At 54.8% G+C, this 21,923-nt stretch carries 24 protein-coding genes and 1 pseudogene; 16 read left to right on the top strand and 9 right to left on the bottom strand.

Annotation, left to right across the window (positions count from 1 at the left end; all coding sequences use genetic code 11):
* The 3 genes and pseudogenes from FKP33_RS27660 to FKP33_RS09925 form a co-directional block, all read right to left on the bottom strand.
* Window positions 1-413, bottom strand: a pseudogene (locus tag FKP33_RS27660) (collagen-like protein); the annotation flags it as partial.
* Window positions 414-685: 272 nt separating this feature from the next.
* The gene (gene trhA / locus FKP33_RS09930) at window positions 686-1,321 is read right to left on the bottom strand and encodes a PAQR family membrane homeostasis protein TrhA (protein ID WP_236595904.1); all 636 of its coding nucleotides are present in this window, start codon (window positions 1,319-1,321) and stop codon (window positions 686-688) included.
* A 72-nt stretch (window positions 1,322-1,393) separates the two neighbouring features.
* Complete coding sequence (locus FKP33_RS09925) at window positions 1,394-2,752, bottom strand: N-acyl-D-glucosamine 2-epimerase (protein ID WP_258313424.1); 1,359 nt, start codon at window positions 2,750-2,752, stop codon at window positions 1,394-1,396.
* A gap of 171 nt (window positions 2,753-2,923) precedes the next feature.
* Here FKP33_RS09925 and FKP33_RS09920 point away from each other — a divergent pair, with 171 nt between their 5' ends.
* From FKP33_RS09920 to FKP33_RS09865, 12 genes are all read left to right on the top strand, one after another.
* On the top strand, window positions 2,924-3,979 hold the full coding sequence (locus tag FKP33_RS09920; RefSeq protein ID WP_141334799.1) for a CobW family GTP-binding protein: 1,056 nt from the start codon (window positions 2,924-2,926) through the stop codon (window positions 3,977-3,979).
* Window positions 3,980-4,070: 91 nt separating this feature from the next.
* Window positions 4,071-4,565: a Fur family transcriptional regulator gene (locus tag FKP33_RS09915; RefSeq protein ID WP_141334797.1), complete on the top strand. Its 495-nt coding sequence runs from the start codon at window positions 4,071-4,073 to the stop codon at window positions 4,563-4,565.
* 272 nt (window positions 4,566-4,837) lie between these two features.
* Window positions 4,838-5,944, top strand: coding sequence for a sulfate ABC transporter substrate-binding protein (locus FKP33_RS09910; protein WP_141334795.1), 1,107 nt, complete (start codon window positions 4,838-4,840; stop codon window positions 5,942-5,944).
* A gap of 18 nt (window positions 5,945-5,962) precedes the next feature.
* On the top strand, window positions 5,963-6,799 hold the full coding sequence (cysT, locus tag FKP33_RS09905) for a sulfate ABC transporter permease subunit CysT (protein ID WP_054795422.1): 837 nt from the start codon (window positions 5,963-5,965) through the stop codon (window positions 6,797-6,799).
* Window positions 6,800-6,820: 21 nt separating this feature from the next.
* Window positions 6,821-7,708 carry a sulfate ABC transporter permease subunit CysW gene (cysW, locus tag FKP33_RS09900; protein WP_127605823.1) on the top strand — a complete coding sequence of 296 codons (888 nt, stop codon included), beginning with the start codon at window positions 6,821-6,823 and terminating at the stop codon, window positions 7,706-7,708.
* A gap of 5 nt (window positions 7,709-7,713) precedes the next feature.
* Entirely contained in the window at window positions 7,714-8,775 is a 1,062-nt protein-coding gene (locus tag FKP33_RS09895) for a sulfate/molybdate ABC transporter ATP-binding protein (protein WP_127605825.1), read from the top strand.
* Window positions 8,776-8,796: 21 nt separating this feature from the next.
* Window positions 8,797-9,633: an alpha/beta hydrolase gene (locus FKP33_RS09890; RefSeq protein WP_054795424.1), complete on the top strand. Its 837-nt coding sequence runs from the start codon at window positions 8,797-8,799 to the stop codon at window positions 9,631-9,633.
* 94 nt (window positions 9,634-9,727) lie between these two features.
* Window positions 9,728-9,934, top strand: a complete 207-nt coding sequence (locus tag FKP33_RS09885) for a YezD family protein (protein ID WP_127605827.1) — start codon at window positions 9,728-9,730, stop codon at window positions 9,932-9,934.
* A 12-nt stretch (window positions 9,935-9,946) separates the two neighbouring features.
* The gene (locus tag FKP33_RS09880) at window positions 9,947-10,243 is read left to right on the top strand and encodes an RNA-binding protein (RefSeq protein WP_127605829.1); all 297 of its coding nucleotides are present in this window, start codon (window positions 9,947-9,949) and stop codon (window positions 10,241-10,243) included.
* A 218-nt stretch (window positions 10,244-10,461) separates the two neighbouring features.
* Window positions 10,462-11,301: an ABC transporter substrate-binding protein gene (locus tag FKP33_RS09875; RefSeq protein ID WP_141334793.1), complete on the top strand. Its 840-nt coding sequence runs from the start codon at window positions 10,462-10,464 to the stop codon at window positions 11,299-11,301.
* Between the two features lie 109 nt (window positions 11,302-11,410).
* Complete coding sequence (locus tag FKP33_RS09870; protein WP_127605833.1) at window positions 11,411-12,091, top strand: amino acid ABC transporter permease; 681 nt, start codon at window positions 11,411-11,413, stop codon at window positions 12,089-12,091.
* Entirely contained in the window at window positions 12,084-12,806 is a 723-nt protein-coding gene (locus tag FKP33_RS09865) for an amino acid ABC transporter ATP-binding protein (protein ID WP_127605835.1), read from the top strand. Before FKP33_RS09870 ends, FKP33_RS09865 begins: the two co-directional genes overlap by 8 nt.
* 50 nt (window positions 12,807-12,856) lie before the next feature.
* On the opposite strand, the gene FKP33_RS09860 is transcribed toward FKP33_RS09865, so the two are convergent.
* The 4 genes from FKP33_RS09860 to FKP33_RS27070 all read right to left on the bottom strand — a co-directional run bounded on the left by FKP33_RS09860 (window position 12,857) and on the right by FKP33_RS27070 (window position 15,273).
* On the bottom strand, window positions 12,857-14,032 hold the full coding sequence (locus tag FKP33_RS09860; protein WP_236595902.1) for a M20 family metallopeptidase: 1,176 nt from the start codon (window positions 14,030-14,032) through the stop codon (window positions 12,857-12,859).
* Between the two features lie 129 nt (window positions 14,033-14,161).
* Complete coding sequence (locus tag FKP33_RS09855; RefSeq protein ID WP_054795428.1) at window positions 14,162-14,344, bottom strand: hypothetical protein; 183 nt, start codon at window positions 14,342-14,344, stop codon at window positions 14,162-14,164.
* A 182-nt stretch (window positions 14,345-14,526) separates the two neighbouring features.
* Window positions 14,527-14,697, bottom strand: coding sequence for an aspartyl-phosphate phosphatase Spo0E family protein (locus FKP33_RS09850; RefSeq protein ID WP_127605837.1), 171 nt, complete (start codon window positions 14,695-14,697; stop codon window positions 14,527-14,529).
* Window positions 14,698-15,102: 405 nt separating this feature from the next.
* Window positions 15,103-15,273 carry a hypothetical protein gene (locus tag FKP33_RS27070; protein ID WP_164751739.1) on the bottom strand — a complete coding sequence of 57 codons (171 nt, stop codon included), beginning with the start codon at window positions 15,271-15,273 and terminating at the stop codon, window positions 15,103-15,105.
* A 129-nt stretch (window positions 15,274-15,402) separates the two neighbouring features.
* On the opposite strand from FKP33_RS27070, the gene FKP33_RS09845 reads away from it, so the two are divergent.
* The gene (locus FKP33_RS09845; protein ID WP_127605839.1) at window positions 15,403-16,131 is read left to right on the top strand and encodes a phosphonate ABC transporter ATP-binding protein; all 729 of its coding nucleotides are present in this window, start codon (window positions 15,403-15,405) and stop codon (window positions 16,129-16,131) included.
* 63 nt (window positions 16,132-16,194) lie between these two features.
* On the opposite strand, the gene FKP33_RS09840 is transcribed toward FKP33_RS09845, so the two are convergent.
* On the bottom strand, window positions 16,195-17,169 hold the full coding sequence (locus FKP33_RS09840; protein ID WP_127605841.1) for a YpdA family putative bacillithiol disulfide reductase: 975 nt from the start codon (window positions 17,167-17,169) through the stop codon (window positions 16,195-16,197).
* A 111-nt stretch (window positions 17,170-17,280) separates the two neighbouring features.
* Window positions 17,281-18,516 carry an NAD(P)/FAD-dependent oxidoreductase gene (locus FKP33_RS09835; protein WP_141334791.1) on the bottom strand — a complete coding sequence of 412 codons (1,236 nt, stop codon included), beginning with the start codon at window positions 18,514-18,516 and terminating at the stop codon, window positions 17,281-17,283.
* 211 nt (window positions 18,517-18,727) lie between these two features.
* Between FKP33_RS09835 and FKP33_RS09830 the strand changes: the two genes are divergently transcribed.
* From FKP33_RS09830 to FKP33_RS09820, 3 genes are all read left to right on the top strand, one after another.
* A complete protein-coding gene (locus FKP33_RS09830; RefSeq protein ID WP_127605843.1) occupies window positions 18,728-19,567 on the top strand; it encodes a hypothetical protein in 840 nt (279 codons plus the stop codon).
* A 127-nt stretch (window positions 19,568-19,694) separates the two neighbouring features.
* Window positions 19,695-20,231, top strand: a complete 537-nt coding sequence (locus FKP33_RS09825; protein WP_141334789.1) for an NfeD family membrane protein — start codon at window positions 19,695-19,697, stop codon at window positions 20,229-20,231.
* Window positions 20,232-20,243: 12 nt separating this feature from the next.
* A complete protein-coding gene (locus FKP33_RS09820) occupies window positions 20,244-21,746 on the top strand; it encodes a flotillin lipid rafts scaffold protein FloT (protein ID WP_127605847.1) in 1,503 nt (500 codons plus the stop codon).
* Window positions 21,747-21,923: the final 177 nt, after the last annotated feature.

The raw sequence follows: 21,923 nt of genomic DNA, 5'->3' as shown, positions 1-21,923 counted from the left end.
ATAACAAGAGAAGCGTTAACGTTTACTTGTGTACCTCCGGCTAGAGTCTGAAGGGTAACCGCGGCCGCGGAAGTATGATTGACCAAAGTAAGACTATCGCCGGCAGCTAAGGTGATTATCGCCTGCCCAATGTTTTGCTGAGTGCCGGCACCTGAACCGTATACGGTAAACGGAATCGCGGAGCCATTTAAGAATAGTGTAAATTGGTTGGGTTCTACACCAGAAACAGAGAAAGTAACCTCATAATCACCTGCAGTGGTAACAATAGTAATAGGGGTTCCGGGAGTATGAATGATTCCAGCTGTAGTTACACCAGTTGAATCAAATAGGATAGGGGCCTCTACTGCTACAACTTGAGCGGCAATATTATAAATGTACCCGTATTGGGATAGCCCAGCCCCTGTAGCGCCCATAGCACCTGTGGCACCAGCGGCGCGCGTAGCGCCAGTGGCTCCCGCTGCGCCAGTGGCTCCCGCTGCACCAGCAGCGCCCGTAGCACCTGTGGCACCATCAGCGCCCGTAGCGCCAGTGGCCCCCGCTGCACCCGTAGCGCCAGTGGCACCAGCAGCCCCCGTAGCACCAGCGGCTCCAGTAGCCCTCGTATACCTTGAGGACCTTGTGCTCCTTGTTGCCCTTGTGGTCCTTGTGCACCAACAAATTTATTAATGCTGCCGCTTTTCGCCGCTTAGTTCGGCAGGACGTAGAAATAAACGGAAATGAAGTGGCTGACGCTGCCGAGCAGGACGAAGGTATGCCAGATGGCGTGATGATAAGGAATCTTCCTCCACAAATAAAACACGGTGCCGAACGTGTACAGGATCCCTCCGATGACAAGCCACATGACGCCGGGCTCGGGCAGCTGCTGTACCAGCGGCCGGAAGGCGAGAATAATCATCCATCCCATGGCGATGTAGAATATTGTCGACAGCACGTTGAATCGTTTAACGAAAAACAGCTTGAAGATGATGCCGGCGAGCGCCAGTCCCCAGACAACGCCGAACAAGCTCCATCCTAGCGGGCTGCGAATCGTCACCAGCAGGAAAGGGGTGTACGTGCCTGCGATCAGGACATAGATGGCGGCATGGTCCATAATCTCGAAGAGGTTGATCCAGCGTTCCTTGCGGGCGCTGTGCAGCAGGGTGGAGCACACGTAAAGCAGGATTAGGGACACGCCGAAAATGGCGAAGCTGACGATGTGCCAGGGCGTTCCGTACAGCGAAGAACGGACGACCAGCAGGACGAGAGCGGCCACGCTGAGCACGGCTCCGATGCCGTGGCTGATAGCGTTGGCGCGTTCTTGTTTAAGAGCGGCGGCATTCACGGGCATTCACTCCTTCGGGCATGGATGGGATTTATTTTAATTGTAACCCTTCATGAGATAAATGACCAATGATCAATCGGGAAATGCGGGGATCGACACACGGGTGCCGTCCGGCGTCGTGTTGGCCGGCTGATCGCGGAGCAGCCAGCGGTCGGGCGTATCGCGCACACCGATGACTTCAAGCTCGAACTCCTCCGGCGGAAAGCCGTCCGACCACAGCTCGACGAGCTGTCCGTCCACAGCCTCCACATGGATCGGCGCCAGCTCGCCGCCATAGCCGCCGTTCGTCGTACGTATGCGGAATGCTCCGCCTGCGGCGGAAGCCGGATCGATCCGCTTGCTGAACGTCAACCGTACCCGGTGCGCGTCGCCTAAGCGTGCCGCCGACAAGGGCAGCGGGGGCTCCGCATACATCGGCAGCCCGATCGAGTGCTCGTAAGCGGTCCAGAAGCGGTAGCCCTGCGCGTGCGCCTCGGTTCCGAACCGCTTCAGCCAGGCCCGGCTCCGGCGCATCCCGCGCAGCGATCCGATGTCCGTCTGTACGCCAAGCGGCAGGGAAGGAAAAGCGAGACGAATCGGCTCTGCGAAGGGACGGTATCTGCGGATGTAATCCGCCGGCAGACGGGCCCGCATCCAGTCCGGCCAATGCGTCTGCAGCACGTGCGCGTCGGGCCGGACGCGCCGGATCATCGCGACCGCGTCGATCCCCTGCGCTTCACGGACGTCCCCGACCGGGTCGCGGCCCGCATCGACGGCGAGCGACCAGGTGGCGATGCGAATCCGCGGATTCGCATCGCGCACGCCGCCCTGGCCGTTGATAACCTCGTGCAGAAAGTCGTTCACTGCGCGCACGCGCAAGTCGATCCAGAGCAAGTAACGGGCGCGGTCTTTCTTATAGTACAGGGGGGAGGTGCGAAGACGGAATTCCGGCATCGCCCCGCCGCTGAACTGGCGGAAAGCCGCCTGCGCCAACGGGCCGACGTCCCCGTAGACCCCGGTGCCCAGCCCGTTCCATTCGGGAAAATACGCTTCTGCGATTTCCAGGCCGGTGAACGGATGCTCGCGGACAACTTGGGCTAACGCGGATTTTTTCCAGGCGGTATATCCCGCGCTGAACGGGGAGAGCCGGACGTACCCGTCGTTCACCGGCTTCAACAGCTCCATCTGCCAGCTTCGCCACGCCGGCGGAAGATGCCCGGTTCCATATGCGCCGTTGCCCAGCGCCATCGCCCAAACCTCCATGCCGCGCTCGCGCAGGGCACGGACCAGGCGTCCGTTGATCTTCGTTTCATCGGTAACAAAATAACGTACGCTGCGGTAGCCGGCTTGCTCAAGCTCGGCGGCGACGCTCGCTTCCGAGCGATCCACGTAATAGGCGAACGTGGGGTCGATTTGAATGGTGGCTTGACAGAGCGGGTTCGCGTCCTTCACCAAAACAGCCCTTCTTTCCATGCGGTTGCGGTGGACCGGTTTTATTAGCATGTATTCCAAAGCGCGCTCAAATAGAAGCAGACACCGCTTGATTATAATCGTAAATATTTCGTTTAATTGACATTCCGTTCCGTGCGGCGTACAATTTGAAGAAAAACGGAAGTGAACTTCATGAAGCATACACATACGATTCCTGTCCATATATTAAGCGGTTTTCTCGGCAGCGGCAAGACGACGCTGCTGACGCGCGCACTCGATTACTATCAATTAAACGGCCGTAAACCGGCTGTGCTTATGAACGAGCTCGGCGAGGTGAACCTCGACGGCATGCAGGTGAGCGCAGAGGTACCGATGACGGAAATGCTAGGCGGCTGCATTTGCTGTACGATTCGCGGCGATCTCGGACTCGAGCTGAAGCAGTTGATCGATGAACACCAGCCCGATGTCGTGTTCGTGGAATCGACGGGCGCGGCGAATCCGATGGAAATGCTCGACGGTGTGACCGACGCCTCGCTGCTGACGCGGGTGGAGCTTGCCTCCGTTGTGACCGTGGTCGATGCGGCGCTGTTCGCCGAAAAGTCGGAATCGCCGAAATCGCGGACATACAGGCTGATGGCCGACCAAATTCGATGCGCCACCCTCATTTTGTTCAATAAAACCGATCTTGTTCCCCCGAGCGAGTGGCTTCGCCTGGAAGCGCTGATCCGCGAGCTGAATCCGTCGGCTCCGATCGTGCGAACCGTACGCAGCGAGATCGACTTCACGCTGTTCGATCGGCTGGAAGGAGGCGTTGTTCGGCACCATCGCGATAACGCCCTGGGCTGCACCTGCGCCGAGGGGCATTCGCATCACGAGCATCCTGATGATCACGGTTGCGCAGTACACCATGCGGAGCATAGCGGGCACAGCGAGGACGCTCCGAAGGCGGCGCATCATTCGCATGACCACGTCATGGCGTATACGCACTTTTTCACCTGGGCCATCGACAGCGAGCGGTTCGAAGCGTTGGTTGGAAGGCTGCCGGACAACATTTTTCGAGCCAAGGGTATTTTGCGGTTTACCGATACGGCAAGTCCGTTTATGTTCCAGTATGCGTACCGGCAAATGGATTTTATGAAAATTGCGCCGAAGGAAAACGTGCCGAGCGTCGCCGTCTTTATCGGGGAGCACTTCGACCGGTCCGTCCTGGAAACCGAGTTGACGGCGCTTGAGTGCTCGGAGTCTTGACTCTTCCTTGGCTAATACGGCATTATGAGATAAGATATCCGGCAACGCCAATCGTTCGGGAGCGTTACCGGTAGAGAAAGATGAGGTCGCTATGGAAAATCACGAGCATGTGCATAAGCCCGAAGTTCAAGAGACAATTCAGGATATTGTCAGAGCGATGTCGGCCAAAGGCTGGCGGATCACCGACCAGCGCAAAAAATTGGCGGCTTTGTTCGCCGAATCGCCAGGCTATTTGTCACCCAAGGACGTCTACGAATATATGCGGGCGTCGTACCCGGGAGTCAGCTTCGATACGGTATACCGCAACCTCCGTTTGTTAAGCGAAATGGGCGTATTGGAGCAAATTTATTTGAACGAAGGATTGAAATTTCGCGCCCGCTGCCGATCGCACCATCATCATCATCTGATCTGTATGCAGTGCGAGAAGACGGTTCCCTTTGAATTTTGCCCGATGAAGCATATGTCCAATTTTCCGCAAGACTTTCAAGTCGTGAATCATCGGTTCGACATTCTCGGGTACTGCAGCGATTGCAGCGAGGCGGCCAAATCTGGCGGCACGACCGATTCGCTCGTCCCCGAGGCGTAACTTTATAAGCCCTGTCTTCCCAGCGGATAACCGTGACGGAAGGCGGGGCTTTTGCACGTAAAAAAAGGAAGAAAAAATAAAAAAACAATTGACAGGACGAAAAGACGGATGCTAATATACTTCCATAACATAGTAAGTTTATCGGAATTATTTGTTTGTTACCGGACCACCGGAACGCTGATTACGATGCTTGGGGATTGGCCAATTACCCTTGCCCGATAAACTCACGACGTACTCATAAGAGAAACTTATACAAGGGGAGAGTAACTGTTATGACAACCGTATATCAACAAGCGTTCCGTTCCTTCGGCAAGTGGTCCTTGTTCGGCGCTTTAACCTTATCATTAGTCGGTCTTACCGCTTGCGGCGGAGGATCGGGCAAGACAGCCGGCACTGGGGGCGCCGCTCCGGCAGAAGGTTCGAAGCCGGCCGCATCGGCCAAACCGGCGGTTGAGCTGCTGAACGTCTCCTATGATCCGACTCGCGAGCTGTATGTCAGCTATAACAAAGCTTTCTCCGCTTATTGGAAAAATAAAACCGGTCAAGACGTGACGATTAAACAGTCGCACGGCGGATCCGGCAAGCAGGGCCGTTCGGTTATCGACGGTTTGGAAGCCGACGTCACGACCCTTGCGCTCGCTTACGATATCGATGCGATTCAAAATGCCGGCTTAATCAACGAGGGCTGGCAAAGCAAACTGAAGGATAACAGTACGCCGTACACCTCGACCATCGTGTTCCTGGTGAAGAAAGGAAATCCGAAAGGGATTAAAGATTGGGACGATCTGGTGAAGCCGGGCGTTCAAGTCATAACGCCGAATCCGAAGACGTCGGGGGGCGCACGCTGGAACTATATAGCCGCATGGGGCTACGCTTACCAAAAGAACAACAAGGACGAGGCGAAAGCGCAAGAATTCGTGCAGAAGCTGTTCAAGAACGTACCGGTGCTTGACTCCGGGGCACGCGATTCAACCAACACGTTCGTGCAAAAAGGGATCGGCGACGTCATGATCGCCTGGGAGAACGAAGCGTACTTGTCGATCAATGAGTTCGGTAAAGACAAATTCGAAATCGTGACACCTTCGATCAGCGTATTGGCGGAGCCGCCGGTTGCCGTCGTCGATAAAGTCGTCGACAAGAAGGGCACCCGCGAAGTCGCTCAGGCTTACCTCGAATATTTGTATTCGGAAGAAGGCCAAGAGATCGCCGCTAAAAACTATTACCGACCGCGTCTGGAGTCGGTCGCGAAGAAATACGAGAACCAATTCGCCAAAGTCAGCCTGTTTACCATTAACGACGAGCCGTTCGGCGGTTGGACGAAAACCCAAACGACACACTTTAACGACGGCGGCGTGTTCGACAAAATTTACAAACCGTAACGGGGAGAGAACGACGGTATGCGAAAAGCTTGGAAAGAGCGCAGTATTTTACCCGGGTTTGGGATTTCGATGGGTTTTACTGTATTGTACTTAAGCCTTATTGTTCTGTTCCCGCTGTCCGCTATTTTTATTAAAACGTCCGGTATGGGCTGGTCGGACTTCTGGGGAACGATTGCGGACGAACGTGTCATCGCGTCTTTAAAAATCAGCTTTGGCACGTCGCTCGCGGCGGCAGCGATTAATTCCATCTTTGGTTTTATCGTCGCTTGGGTGCTCGTCCGGTACACGTTCCCGGGCAAGAAGATCGTCGACGCGCTCGTCGACCTGCCCTTCGCACTGCCGACGGCGGTGGCGGGGATCGCCTTGACGACGATTTATTCCCAGAACGGCTGGATCGGCAAGCTGATCGAACCGCATGGCATCAAGATCGTGTTTACACCGCTCGGGATCACGCTCGCTTTAACGTTCATCGGCATCCCGTTCGTCGTCCGGACGTTGCAGCCGGTCATTGAAGAACTGGAGAAGGATGTAGAGGAAGCCGCGGTCAGCTTGGGTGCCGGCCGCTGGCGTACGTTTCGCAGCATTATTTTCCCGGCGTTGTTCCCGGCGCTGCTTACCGGATTTACGCTGGCCTTCGCACGCGGGGTCGGCGAGTACGGCTCGGTCGTGTTTATCGCCGGCAACATGCCGATGAAGACGGAAATCGCTCCGCTGCTCATCATGACGAAGCTGGAACAATACAATTACGCGGGGGCGACGGCCATTGCGCTGGTCATGCTCTTGATCTCCTTCGTCACCTTGTTCGTCATCAACCTGATCCAGTGGCGGGCTAACCGCCGCTTCACGACCGTGTAGGTCGAGAGAGGGAGGACCGCCATGGCCGGCTATGTCACGACAACTGCCAAGGCCGGGGCCAAGACCGCAGATCGGCCCCGCCATATTACCGAATCGCGTTTCGTCAAATTTATCCTGATCGGAATCGCGCTGCTGTTCATTGGACTGCTGCTGATCTTGCCGCTTATCAGCGTGTTTGCGGAGGCGTTCCGCAAAGGCTGGGAAGTGTATGCCGCAGCTTTAACCGAGCCCGACGCCGCCGCGGCGATCCGGTTGACCTTAAGCGTCGCTGCCATCGCCGTCCCGCTGAATCTTGTGTTCGGCGTCGCCGCCGCGTGGGCGATTACGAAGTTTCGTTTTAAAGGGAAAAACCTGCTTATCACGCTGATCGACCTACCGTTCGCCGTATCTCCGGTCATCGCCGGCCTGATCTTCGTGCTGCTGTTCGGCGCCAAAGGCTGGTTCGGGCCGCTCCTGCAGCAGTACGATATCAAAATATTATTTGCGCTGCCCGGCATGGTGCTTGCGACGATCTTCGTTACGTTCCCGTTCGTCGCCCGGGAGCTGCTGCCGTTGATGCAGGCCCAGGGTACGCAAGAGGAAGAGGCGGCCGTGACGCTCGGCGCCAAGGGCTGGCGCATCTTCTGGAAAGTCACGATACCGAATATCAAGTGGGGCCTGTTGTATGGGGTTATTTTGTGCAACGCCCGTGCGATGGGTGAATTCGGCGCCGTCTCCGTAGTCTCGGGTCATATCCGGGGCCAGACGAATACGATGCCGCTGCACATTCAAATTTTGTATAATGAATATAATTTTGCCGGCTCGTTTGCCATCGCGTCGCTGCTTGTCCTGTTGGCTGTCGTGACGCTTGTCGTCAAGTCTGTCATCGAATGGAAGCATGCCAAAGAGCAAAGCCGGGAAGGGGAATAAGGCCTATGCATATCGTTGCCAAACACTTGACCAAAAGCTTTGGCAGCTTCCAAGCGACCAAAGATGTAAGCTTCGAGGTTGAGAAAGGGAAACTGATCGGGCTGCTCGGACCGAGCGGCGGCGGAAAAACGACGATTCTGCGCATGCTGGCAGGACTCGAGGAACCGGATTCCGGCGATATCCTTATTCACGGCAAACGCGTGAACAATGAACCGCCGCAAAGCCGCGGCATCGGTTTCGTCTTTCAGAACTATGCGTTATTCCGGCATATGAGCGTGTTCGACAATATTGCGTTCGGCTTAACGGTTCAAAAACGGACGAAAGCGCAAATTAAAGAGAGAGTTCAACAATTGATCGAACTCACGGGATTGAAAGGGTTAGAGAAAAGGCTGCCGCATCAGCTTTCCGGCGGTCAGCGGCAGCGGGTCGCATTCGCTCGCGCCATTGCGCCGGAACCGCAAGTGCTGCTGCTCGACGAGCCGTTCGCCGCGATTGATGCGAAGGTTCGCAAAGAGCTGCGGACCTGGCTGAAAGAGATGATCGACCGCGTGGGCATCACAACGATCTTCGTCACGCACGATCAGGAGGAAGCCGTCGAGGTCGCCGACCAGATCATGATCATTCATCAGGGGAGATTAGAGCAGCAGGGATCGCCGATCGACATCTATAAGCACCCGCGGACACCATTCGTAGCTGGTTTTATCGGGGAATCGAATCCGCTGGACGACATCTCGAACTTAAAGGGATTCGATCCGGATGTCTTATCCCGGTCGAAAGCGATCATTCGGCCGGAATTTATCGAGGTCGGATTGCCCGGCGAAGTTTCTTATCCGTCGGCGGCCGAGCGAGGCATCGTTCGAAACGTATTTTTCAGGGGCATACATTGGCAGGTGGAAGTGGAGGTCGAAGGCGATCGGCTGTTCGCTTACCGTTCTCTGGAGCTTCCCGAGCTGAAGCCTGGCACTGATGTGCACGTGTTGATTCACCGCTTGTATTTGTTTAACGAGGAGAGGCATCTTATTCTCGAGAACGGATTGAAGAACGATCCGATGCCGGTTCACATTTAATTGTAAAAGAGGGATCCTGCCATGGAACATCACATCACCATTCAAAGCGGAAACATTGAGCTAGCGGCAACTTTACATTATCCGGTTTTCACGGAGAACGAGACGCCGGACCGTTCCGCGACAGCGCGCACGCCCATCGTCATCATCGCCCACGGATTTGTAGGCACGCGTATCGGCGTGGATCGGTTGTTCGTTATGTCGGCCCGGGAGTTCGCCCGTCATGGCTACATGGTGCTGCGCTTCGACTTCGGGGGCTGCGGCGAAAGCACCGGCGATTACGGTGCCGGGGGCCTCGACGCGATGATCGACCAGACGCGCAGCGTGATCGATTATGCGCTCGCTATCGACTGCGTCGACCCGCAGCGGGTCGTGCTGCTCGGCCACAGCTTAGGCGGCGCCGTAGCCTTATTGACAGCCGCGAAGGACAAACGTGTGAAGACGCTGGTGATGTGGTCGTCCGTGGCCTATCCCTTCAACGATATTGTCGGCATTACCGGCAAGAAAGTGTACGAGCAAGCGGTGCAGTTCGGCTCTTCCGACTATTTGGGCTACGCGCTTCAGCCGGTGTTCTTCGAAAGCTTGACCCGGCATCAGCCGTTCGAGCAGCTTCGGAAGTTTAACGGAGACGTGCTGCTCGTACATGGAACGGCCGATGAAGTGATCCCGGTCGATTACTGCTTCTTGTATCAGAAGCTGTTTTGGCTGCGGAGTCAAGGGCAGTGCGACAAGGAAGTTATTTTTCAGGCCGATCATACGTATTCCGGCGGACAAGCGAAAGAACAGCTGATTCAGAAGACGCGGGATTGGCTCCTGTACATCGATAAACGGAAGAACGAATGGAATGATTGGACGATTTAAGAACAGCGGGAAGCGGATTAATCGTCTGCTTTTCATACATTAAAAGCCGAGTTAACGCATAGGGTTAAATAAATTTGGTCACGGAGGGATTATGATGGCGAAGCCGCTTGATGTGGATGATCTTTGGACAAAACGAATACTGCAAAGCGTGAATGGGTTAGAGTACGGCAGCGTACAAATTGTCGTACATGACGGTAGAATCGTTCAGATTGAACGTACGGAACGTAAACGGTTTGAAGCGGCGGAACAGCAAGTGAGACGGACGACAATTGAACCGAAGCAGCAGCGAACAAATCCGTAAGGAGGGAAATTCATGCTCTCCAGAGTGGAAAATACATCACCGTCGCCTGATCTTCAAATTCCCGATTTTCAATTTGTCACGTATTGCTTCGAGCAGTACGGATTGAACCGCGGCATCTATAATACCGTGGACGAATGGTTGTACCGCTTTGGCATTCGGGATATCGTTGCCCGGCGGCAGACAATCGTCGATTTTCTGACCTCGCTGCAGGGGGAAGATCGCTCCAAAGGCGTTTATCTCAAGTTCGGCAAGGGCGGCTTGACCAAACAGTTGTCGGAGTTCGTAGTTTCTCATATCGAAAAGCGGTAATCCTCTTAGGAGGGATTGCCGCTTTTTCCCTTTTTATCAGGGCTGGAAGTGTTGCCGCTTGCCGGTAGAGCACCTCGTTTCCTGGTTCATAGGCTGCTAGATTTACTTAAATGGATCGTGGTATAACGGAATTATGCAGCCGCAATCATGCAAAGTTATTGTAAAAAAACATCTCGTATAATATAATGTTGAAGTTATCTTGAAAGGAGAATTGACCAATGCCTAAAAACAAAGTGTCCTTTATTATTTTGGTATGTTTCCTGCTCATACTTTCCGCTTGCGGTACGAAACCTGCAGCCACGACAACTACCGGAGGGGACAAGCCTGCCGAAGCCCAAAAAGAAACAAAGCTGGATCAAATCAAGAAAGCCGGCAAAATCGTCGTCGGTACGAGCGCAGACTATCCGCCATATGAATTTCATAAAGAAATTGACAAAAAAGACCAGATCGTTGGCTTTGATATTGAAATCGCTAAAGCGATTGCCAAGGAATTAGGGGTCACTTTGGAGCTGAAAGATATGAAATTCGATGGCTTGCTCGCGGCGCTTGAAGCCGGCAATATCGATTTCGTCATCTCCGGCATGACGCCGACCGAAGAACGCAAACAAGCCGTCGATTTTACGAAAGTGTATTATACGGCGATTCAAACGGTCGTCGTTCGCGCGGCCGACAAGGACAAGTACAATACGATCGAAGCTTTGAAGGGCAAGAAGGTCGGCGCGCAAAAAGGCGCTACGCAAGAAGCGATCGTCAAAGAGCAAATGCCGGGTTCCGAAGTGAAGGCTATCGGTAAAATTTCCGACTTGATGCTGGAGCTCAAGAACAATAAAGTGGAAGCTCTGGTCGTCGAACAGCCCGTTGCAGCCGCATATCTGAGCAAGAACAAGGATCTTGCTTTTGCGGACATTAAGCTGACGACGGAAGACAGCGGATCGGCGATTGCCGTGAAGAAAAACAACCCAGAGCTGGTTGAAGCGATGAACAAGGCGCTGGACAAGCTGATTGCAGACAAAACGATCGATAAATTGGTCATAGAAGCGAATGAATTAGTGGAATAAGAAGGTCAGGCGGCTGTTGCCGCTGGAATGAAAACCTGATCGGAGTCCATTTCCGGCGGGTTTTTGTTCGGTTTACAACCGATATTAGAAGAGGAAGGGAGGGCGAGTCGTGGATTTTTCATTCTTACCGAAATATTATATGTTTTTTATCGACGGGGCGAAGGTCACCTTAATTTTGTCGGCCTTCACCGTAGTGCTCGGGGTTATCCTCGGCATCTTCATTGCCTTAATGCGCATATCCAAAATATGGCCGCTGAGGCTGTTCGCGACTTCGTATATCGAGTTTATTCGCGGAACGCCGATGCTCGTGCAAGTGTTCTTGTTTTATTACGGCTTGCCCAAGATCGGTATTCACTTTCCCGAGGTGCCTTACTTCGGATCGTCTTTCCCGGATATGATGGCTGCGGTTATTGCGTTGTCGATCAACAGCTCCGCTTACGTTGCCGAAACGTTTCGGGCCGGGATTCAAGCGATCGACCGCGGCCAGATGGAAGCGGCCCGCTCGCTTGGCATGTCGCATGCGATGGCCATGAGACACATTATTTTGCCGCAGGCTCTTCGTAATGTGCTGCCCGCTCTTGGCAACGAGTTCGTCATCATCATTAAAGACTCGTCCATCGTTTCCGTCATTGGAATCGGGGAATTGATGTACAGCGCAGATACGGTAAAAGGGAATACGTTCCTGCCGTTCGAGCCGTTGATTGTCGTGGCCTTCATCTATTTCATCATGACATTCACGCTGTCCAAGCTGCTCGGCATTGCCGAAAGGAGGATGAAGACCTCTGATTAAAGTAACCCAATTAAGCAAAACATTCGGTTCCAATCACGTGTTGAACGGAATCGATCTCGACATTCATAAGGGCGAGGTCGTCGTCATCATCGGTCCCAGCGGTTCGGGGAAGAGCACATTCCTGCGCTGCCTGAACCTGCTCGAGCAGCCGACCGGCGGCGATATCGAATTCGATGGTGTCTCACTGCTGCGCGGGAAGTCCAATATCAACGAGCTGCGTCAGCGTATGGGGATGGTGTTCCAGCAATTTAATCTGTTCCCGCACATGACCGTGATGGAGAATATTACGCTGGCTCCTGTGAAGCTCAAGCTGAGGACGAAGGACGAAGCGCAGCAGATTGCTCAGCAGTTGCTGAAGCGGATCGGCCTGGCAGAGAAGGCCGGCAGTTATCCGGGCAGCCTGTCCGGCGGCCAGAAGCAGCGGATTGCGATCGCCCGCGCCCTCGCTATGTCGCCCACGATGATGCTCTTCGACGAGCCGACGTCCGCACTCGATCCGGAAATGGTCGGCGAAGTGCTAGACGTCATGAAGGAGCTGGCCGCAGAGGGCATGACGATGGTCGTCGTCACGCATGAGATGGGCTTTGCCCGCGAAGTGGGTACTCGGCTCATCTTCATGGATGGCGGGAAGATCGTCGAGCAGGGAACGCCGGCCGACGTCTTTGCCGCCCCGCAGCATCCGAGAACGAAGGAATTTTTGCGCAAGGTGCTTTAGCTTGAACAACGAAGCCGCGGCTGAACCGGATGATCCGGCGCCGCGGCTTTTTATTTGAACAATACGCGCCGCTCGAACTCGCTCTTAATCGCTTGCAGCAGCGCCGGGGACGAGGCGACGTCATAAGCCGTCCGGGCGAGTACCTTCGCGCCGAGAAGCATCCCTTCGAAGGCGCGGGGCTGCATGGCGAGATCGCGAAACTCCTTCGTATGCAGCAGGTGCTGTTCGTCGACGACCTTCACATACGGATGAATGGAGGGACATTGACGGGACACGTTGCCGAGGTCAAGCGACCCGTGATCCTTGCCGTGCTGAATGTCCGCCTCCGGAATCCCCATTGCGATCAAGTTGTGCGTGAACGCTTCTGATAACGCTTCGTTCGTGATCAGCTCGTCGTACGAGTACTCGTAATTCGACCACTTCATCGTACAGCCCGTTTGTAAAGCGGCGCCTTCGGCACAGCTCAGCACCTTGCGGACGATTTCATCGGTATACGGCCGATCGGCGGAACGGACGTAAAACTGGGCGGCGGCATACGCGGGAATGATATTCGGGGCTTTCCCGCCCTCCGTAATAATGCCGTGGATGCGCGCATGGCTGCGCAGCTGCTGCCGCAGCAGACCGACCGCTTGGAACAGCAGCAGCACCGCATCCAGCGCGTTAACGCCTTCATAGGGGCTGGCCGCGGCATGGGCGGCTTTGCCGTGAAATTCAAACTGCAGCGCGTCCATCGCCAGCGACATGCCGGATTTTTCGTAAGCATAGTAGGGATGCGCCATTAATGCGGCATCGACGTCGTCGAACAAGCCGGCAGCGGCCATCGTTACTTTGGCGCCTTTTGTTTCTTCGGCCGGCGTGCCGTATACGCGGATCGTGCCCCCGGTTTGTTCGATGACGCTTTGCAAACCGACGGCCGCCGCAAGACCCATCACGGCGATCAGATGATGGCCGCACGCATGACCAAGCTCAGGCAGCGCATCGTATTCGCACAGGAAAGCGATCGTAGGCCCCGGTTTTGCCGCCTTATATGTTGCCAGGAAAGCGGTAGGCAGATCGAGTACGGGGGACTGTACTTGAAAGCCGTGCCGTTCGAGCGCTTCCTTCAAGCGCGCGGACGCTTTCCATTCCTCATGGCCGAGTTCGGGATTCTCCCCGATGAAGGCAGCGATGTCAATAAATTCGGAAGCCAGTTGATCGATGCGATTTACAATGGTTTGTTTGTCCACAAGATTTTACCTCCGGTTGAGCGGTATACGTCCATTATAGAGATTGACCTGTAGGTAAGCAACGAAAGCCGCCACACCGGCAGGCAAAGTAAAAAGCCCCCGGCGGCTGCCGAAGGCTAGGTATCATCTTTATTGCAGGCTATTACGCTTATCGATTAGTTGTTCATCCAACTGCTTCTTGATCTTGTGCATGGCATCGACTTCCAGACGATGGTTTTGCGGAAAACGGGTGCCGGTTAGCGAAAGCGCTTCATTAAGGGTCAGTTCGACGAGAATTTTCTTCTCCTGCGGTTGTTGTGCTTCATAAGTCATGCTGCATCGCTCCTTTATTAGGTTCGTGAATGGTGCGATCATAAGCGCGGCATAGAGGGGGACTGAACGTCGTCATTTTGCTGAAACCCTTGATATTCCACGGTTTTAATATAACACATCATGTAACGTTTTACAAGTGCGGGCGCAAAAAAGAGGCGCATTTTTTTGAATGGCCTCTTGGTTTACTGCACGCGTTCCTTCATCTTCCTTCGTTGAATGGTCAGGACCAGACGATCGATTTGTTGACTGAGCTTAACCACTTGGGGGTCTACAAAGCTGCCTCTTTGTTCAACTAGCCGATAGAGCTGAATTTGCATCCGCTCCAAGCGACGTTTCAATTCCACTTCTTCCATCTTTCCTGACCCCATCTCCCAGCGTGATAAAGTTGTCCGATCTTGAATATTATAATATAAATCATGCGTAAAGTTTGTAAATCGTTGTCGAACGGATTCATAATTTTTATGACAAAATCATACAAATTTCGAATACGAACGTTCCGAATGCGGCATATTACCAACATAATGGGAGGTGAATGCTTATGCATAACGAACGAAAACATACGAAAAACAGTCCGGACTTCAGAGAAAATAAATTTACGGAAGAGGAAACTCCCGTGGACGCGGATAAAGCCGCAAAACGGCCACCGAGTTTAAATGAAGTTCCAAAGGAAACGAACCCGCAATAAGCGGATTCGTTCCGCAAGCAAGCAGCCGGACGCTCTGCGCGTTCGGCTTCTTTGGCAAGGCCATCCCCTGGGGTTACCCTTGATCGTCCTGATTGTGACCGACGGCCAAATTGTTGATTTCTTCAGCCATGTCGGCAGGCACACGCGTTCTGAAGTATCCGATTACGGCCTCTACAGCGCTGTCCGCTTGACCCTCGGTAATGCCGGCTTGCTCACTGACCAATTTCACCAATTGATGTTTCATGCGGGTGAACCTCCTTTATAAAGTGGGATTGAACCTGTAATAGGATGTTCCGAAATGTGGTTTTTATGTGGAAAGACGTGATATAGTGGAGTAGACTACCGGATGCGCACAAAGGAGATTAAAGCTCGGATGATCATCGTACGAAATTTATCCAAAACGTTCCAGCCCGACCATCGCGTGCTGCAGCGGCTTAGCTTCCAAGCGGACGAGGGCGAATTGGTTGCCCTGCTCGGCGCCAGCGGCAGCGGGAAGACGACGTTATTTCGTTGTCTCATGCTCAAGGAGAAATGGGATGAAGGGCAATATATTTATGACGGTAAAGACATTACGTCCCTGAACGCATGGGAGAAATTCAAGCTGCAGAAGCAGTGGGCCTATCTGGAGGAGAAGCCGCAGTTCAATCCGAGGAAATCGGCGCTGAAGAACGTGCTTGGAGCGCTGTTGTTCAAAAAATCATGGTGGCGCTTTCTGACGAACTCCGTCTCGGAAGAAGATCATATGGAAGCGATGGACTATCTCGACAAGGTGGGACTGCTCGACAAAGCTCACGAGCCGATAGAGAAATTAAGCGGCGGCGAGAAACAACGCGTCGCCATCTGCAGGGCGCTGATTAAAGGCGCGAAAGTCATATTCGCGGACGAGCCGGTGTCCGGTCTCGACCCCGAAGCGGCCAGCCGCGTGATGGAGGATTTGCAGTCCATTTGCCGTAAAGAGAAGCTGCTCGTGTTCTGCAGCCTGCACCAAATCGAGCTCGCCGAGAAATTCGGCTCACGCATCTGGGGAATTTCGGGCGGGCGCTTCGTCGTCGATATCGCCGGTCGTCGTTTGACCCAGAGGGAAAAAGAACTTATATTTTAACCGATACACGTACCGAAGAAAGCCGGGGAACCCATGGGGACCCCGGCTTTCTTCACTTGAAGGCTACCGCTTGCTCGCGATATGCCTCGCAATCCAGACGCCGTGATTGCGGCCTGTCTCGATAAATACTTCGTTGGCGTTCCTGCCTGACGCGGCGACGCCGGCGATATAAATGCCCGGGCAAGTCGTCTCCATCGTCTCCGGATCGAAGAGCGGCACTTCGTCGTCGTCGCGGAAAGCGGCGCCGACGGCTCTGAGTAAGCTGCGGTCGGGATGAAACCCGGTAAGCGCCAGCACGAAATCGTTCTCGATCGTATGCTCCTGGCCGTCCTTGACGACGGTGACCGATGCTTCATCGATCCGTGTAACCCGGGAGCCGAACCACATCCGGATTCGTTCCTTGTTCACCATGCTCTCGAAGATCGGCCGCACCCACGGCTTAATGACGGGCGAGTACGTATCTCCGCGGTAGACGACGGTGACTTCCGCCCCCGCGCGGAGCAGCTCCATCGCCGCGTCGACGGCGGAATTGCTGCCGCCGATGACCGTTACCTTCGTTCCTGCATAAGGATGCGCTTCCCGGAAATAATGGCTCACCTTCGGCAGCTGCTCACCGGGAATGCCAAGCAGGTTCGGTTGGTCGAAATAGCCGGTCGCCACGATGACATGGCGCGCTTCGACGATGTTAACCCGTCCGCTTGCGTCCGCCACCGTCAGCTTGTAGGCGCCGTCCCCAGCCGTTCCGATTTCGGTCACGCGCTGATAAGGGCGTACGCGCAGCTGCCTGCGGCTTGCCACTGTCCTATAGTAAGTGAGCGCTTCCTGACGGGTAGGCTTCTCATTGGGGGTGCTGAACGGATAATCGCCGATTTCGAGCAGTTCCGGCGTGCTGAAAAATTGCATGTACGTCGGATATAAATAAATGGAATGAACAACGTTCTCCTTTTCGATCACCAGCGGGTCGATGCCGATTTTTTGCAGTTCGATGGCGGCGGATAAGCCGCAAGGGCCGGCTCCAATCACGACGGCTTCTTCCATTTAACGATCACCTCGATGCGATAGGTTCATAGTATGAAATAGCATTTCATTACCATAGTAACCGATCGGGCGAGACGATTCCAGTTTTTACGTGGTAAAAGAAGCAGGCGGTCACCCGACAGAGAAGCCTGGGTCGCGCTTCGGACGATCGAACCGGAACAGCGGCGCGTCCGGGTGGCTGCCTTCGGTGATGAGTCCTCTTATTATCCGCGCCGCTATTGTGCTGTATAGGGTACCGTTGCCGCCGTACACCAAGGCGAAGTAACAATGCGGGAAGCCGGCCTGCCTGCCGATTAACGGCAAGCCGTCGTGCGTGCCTCCGAATAACCCGGCCCACGCGTATTCGGCATCAGATCCCGATAAGGCAGGGAACAGCTTGATCGCCTCCTGCAGCAGCTCCTTTTGCTTGGCCGGCAATTTACGATCGCGTTCGTCCGGGTCCGTCGTTGTTTCGTCCAAGCCGCCAATAATGACACGGTTATCGGCGGTCGTCCGCATAAACAGGTAAGGCCGGGCCGTCTCCCAAATGATGCAGCGAGTGGGCCAGTATGCCAGTGCTTCGACAGGCTTCGTGGCAATGGCGTAAGTGCTGGACATTACGGCATTGGGATTTGGTTTGATTTCCTGCGTCTCATACCCTGTCGTGAACACGGTTTTCTTCGCTTGAATACGCCGGCCGTCGGTTGTGATAAAAATATTGTAGTCCTTACCGGCTTCATGCCGCTGGACCTGCGTCTCCTCGTAGACGCGCAGCCCGTGGTGGCGCGCGGTCTGTATCAAGGCGTGGGCGTTCTTGTACGGATTGATTTCGGCGTCCCCGTTGGAGAGAATGGCACCCGGCTTCTCGAAGGGAAATCTCGCCCGGATGTTGGCGGCTTCCAAGTAGGCCACAGGAAATCCGTATCGGGAGAGCGTTTCATATTCCTGCTTCAGCTTATGGAGGTCCTCCTCGCAGGAAGCGAAATACAAGCTTTCACGGCGCATAAAGTCGGGAAACGTATCCAGTTCGCCGCTTGTTTTCTCCAAATCATTCACGGCTTGCCGGCATAGCTTATAAAATTGAAGCCCCGCTCGTTCGCCGAAAGTGTGTATGCAGGAGGTCAGCGATTTATCGTTGGCGAAATGGACCAGCCCGGTGTTGGCGGACGTGCTGCCCGCTCCGATGCGCTGTTTGTCGACGAGGACGGTATCGACCCCTAGCTTCGTTAATTCATAGGCGCAGGAAGCTCCTGCTTCACCACCCCCGACGATCAAGCAGTCGCATTCAATATCGTGTCCGAGCTTCGGATAAGTCGGTGCGTCTAACCAGGTGAGCGGCCACAACAACCGCCCGGATATAAGGTTCATGAGGCGCTCCTAGGATTGAATTCGGTATGGAATGACACAACACTTAGTATGAGATCGGAAGCGCGTTTTTTATCCATTATTCGGCATAACCGGTACGTCCATCAGGGCATTCTATGCGACGTCCCGTCATAATCGCTAGTTTGGATTCATAGAATAGATTGCGAGGCTCGATATGGCGGGCCGCTCTGAACGAGAAGGAGAGGGAACACCGATGCATACCGCTCTGCCGAAAATGGTGCGTACGACGCGCACCGTATCTCCCGGTCTGTTAATCGCGGGATTTCTATTGGGATTATGGCTGTCGCTGCTGCTGGCCCATCAGCTCGGCTTGCCGATTGCGACGTTCCGGAAGCCCGCGCCGGCCCCGCCCCCGCCCTATACGTACTCCCTGTATGGCGCTTCCAACGGCGTACGGCTTCATGCGCTGCGTACGAGCCCCGCTAATGTCGAACTGCGGGCAATCGCTACGAATGTAACCGATACGAACGAATACGGGATGAACGGAGGGTTCTTCTGGAACGGGGATCTGCTCAGCATCGCGGTCATCGGCGATCGTCCGCTCAAAGGCCAGCCGCACGACTACGGTTCGGGATGGACCAATATCGATGTGCCGAAAGGGACACTGGTGTGGGACGAAGCTTCGCAGCGCTTCTCGATCCAGGTGACGGATGCCGCGAACCGGCTGCAGGTCACGGACCGGAAACGGTATTGGGCGCAAGGCGGCGTCAGCATGTCGCTGAACGACGAAGCCGGGTGGCGGGCGCAGGCAAGGAAAGAGAATATGCCCGTTATGGACGCTCCGCGCCTGCGGTCTGCAGCCGTCTACGACCGGCAGCAAGCGTTGTGGATGATCGTCTCGGACAAGCCGTGCACCGTTGAAGCGTTCCGCACGGCGATTCGGGAGACGATCGCACCCGGCCAACTGGTCGACGGCATCTTCCTGGACGGCGACGGTTCATCGCAAATGCGCAGCGCCGAGGTGACGCTGCGCGGAGATACGAGAGCCGTCTATCAAATGATGGCGTTGAAAAACAAAGCCACCGACCGATAAGTTACTCGGGCGGTGGTTTTGTTTGATATACTTTATTTGTAAAATATTCAGGTGAAAGTGCAACTATTTGACGGAATTTCACGTATTAACCGTTGGGTAATTCCTAAACAACCAGGGGGGAGTTCGGATGCAGGAAGTTTATACGGGCTTGCTGGTGACGGGTATTTTGTTTGCGCTGGTGACTGTGCTGCTAGGAGATTTGCTCAGCAATGCGCTGGACGGGATGTTCGGTTGGATGTCCGGCGATCTGCTGCATGTTTTTCAACCGATGGTCTTGTTTAGCGCAATTACGGTTATGGGCGGCTCAGGGCTAATGCTGATGAGGCTCACCTCTCTCGGCACGGCGTACGTGCTCGCGTTGGCGTCACTTGCGGCCGTCGGAACTTCGGTTCTGGTCTATTTATTGTATGTTAAACCGATGAACAACACCGATAATTCCGTTGCGTTCTCCATGAACGATCTGGTTGGGCGCATCGGGGAAGTATCGGTCCCGATTCCGGCGCGCGGCTGCGGGGAAGTATTGTATCGGATGGGCGGCAGCGTGACGAATCAAATCGCGGAGAGCTTTGACGGCATCGAAATCGCATCCGGTGCGCGTGTCGTCACAGTCGAAGTACGTGAAGGTTCGGTCTGGGTATCTCCGCTTGAAACCAATTTGGAATAGGGAGTGAAGGGAATGAATGTAAACGATGTATTTGTAATTCCGGGTATTGTTGTCGGTGTGATCGTCGTGCTGGGACTTGCGTTCTGGGCGCGGTATAAGACGGTTAGTCCCGATGAAGCGATGATTGTAACCGGTTCCTTCCTGGGCAGCAAAAACGTGATGGAGGACGATACCGGCCGTAGAATTAAAATCGTGCGCGGTGGCGGATCGTTCATATTACCGGTGTTCCAGCAGGCCGAGTTTTTATCCTTGCTGTCACATAAACTCGACGTCTCGACGCCTGAAGTGTATACCGAGCAGGGCGTGCCGGTTATGGCCGACGGCGTGGCGATCATTAAGATCGGCGGCGCGGTTGAGGACGTTGCGACGGCGGCGGAGCAGTTCATGGGCAAACCGACGGAAGCATTGAAGGGTGAGGCGCAGGAAGTGCTCGAAGGGCACCTGCGGGCGATTCTCGGCTCGATGACGGTAGAGGAAGTGTACCGCAACCGGGATAAATTCGCGCAAGAGGTTCAAGGCGTCGCGGCCAAAGATTTGAAGAAAATGGGTCTGCAAATCGTCTCGTTCACCATCAAAGACTTGCGCGACAAGCACGGATATTTGGACGCGCTGGGTAAACCCCGGATCGCGGCTGTGAAGCGCGATGCCGAAATCGCGGAGGCGGAAGCCGTGCGGGATTCGCGGATTAAGAAGGCGCTTGCTGAGGAAGAAGGGCAGAAGGCGGAGCTGCTGCGCGATACGAACATTGCGGAAGCGAACAAGGAGAAGGAGCTGAAGGTCGCTTCCTTTAAGAAAGATCAAGAGATGGCGCGGGCCGAAGCGGATCAGGCGTACAACATCCAGGAGGCTCGCGCAAAGCAAAGCGTGGTCGAAGAGCAAATGCGCGTCGAGATCGTCCGCAAGGAGCGCGAGATCGACCTCGAGGCTAAAGAGATTTTACGCCGGGAGAAGCAGTATGATGCGGAAGTGAAGAAGAAAGCGGACGCCGACCGGTATGCTGTCATCCAGGCGGCGGAAGCGGAGAAGGCGAAGCAAATAACGCAAGCCGACGCGATGCAGTACCGGATCGAAGCCGAAGCGAAGGCGATGGCCGAGCAGAAGCGGCTGGAGGGGATGGCCATCGCGGATGCGGAGCGCGCCAAGGGCTCGGCGGAAGCGGAGGTTATACGGCTGCGCGGCTTGGCGGAGGCCGAGGCGAAGGAGAAATTGGCGGAGGCGTTCGAGAAGTTCGGCGAAGCCGCGATTCTCGACATCATCGTGAAGATGCTGCCGGAGCTCGCCGGCAAAATCGCGGAGCCGATGAAGTCGATCGACAAGCTGACCGTCGTCGATACGGGCGGCGGCAAAGGGGCGACGCGCGTCAGCAATTACGTGACCGAGCTGATGGCGACGGCTCCCGACATGCTGAAAAACGTCAGCGGTTTGGACGTGGAGGAACTGATCAAAAACTTCACGAAGCGATCCGTGACGCCGTCTGCGGCGCCGGCAGCCGTGGAGCCGCCTGCGGCCGAATAACGCAAGTGGTCTGTAAGCCGATACATTCCGCCGAAAGACAAGGAGGCAGCTGCAAAGCTGCCTCCTTGTCTATATTCGTTTACGGAAAAAAACGATATAATCGTTTTGTACGAACCGTGCGCAAGTGGAATGCTTTATCCTGATTGAATAACACTGATTGTAGAAAGAGGAATGTAT

It is taken from the genome of Paenibacillus sp. tmac-D7, assembly GCF_006519665.1.
In the GTDB taxonomy this organism is placed as follows: Bacteria; Bacillota; Bacilli; order Paenibacillales; family NBRC-103111; genus Paenibacillus_G; species Paenibacillus_G validus.
The sequence above is the reverse complement of the archived record's forward strand: the minus strand, read 5'-3'. Positions and strand labels throughout refer to the sequence as shown.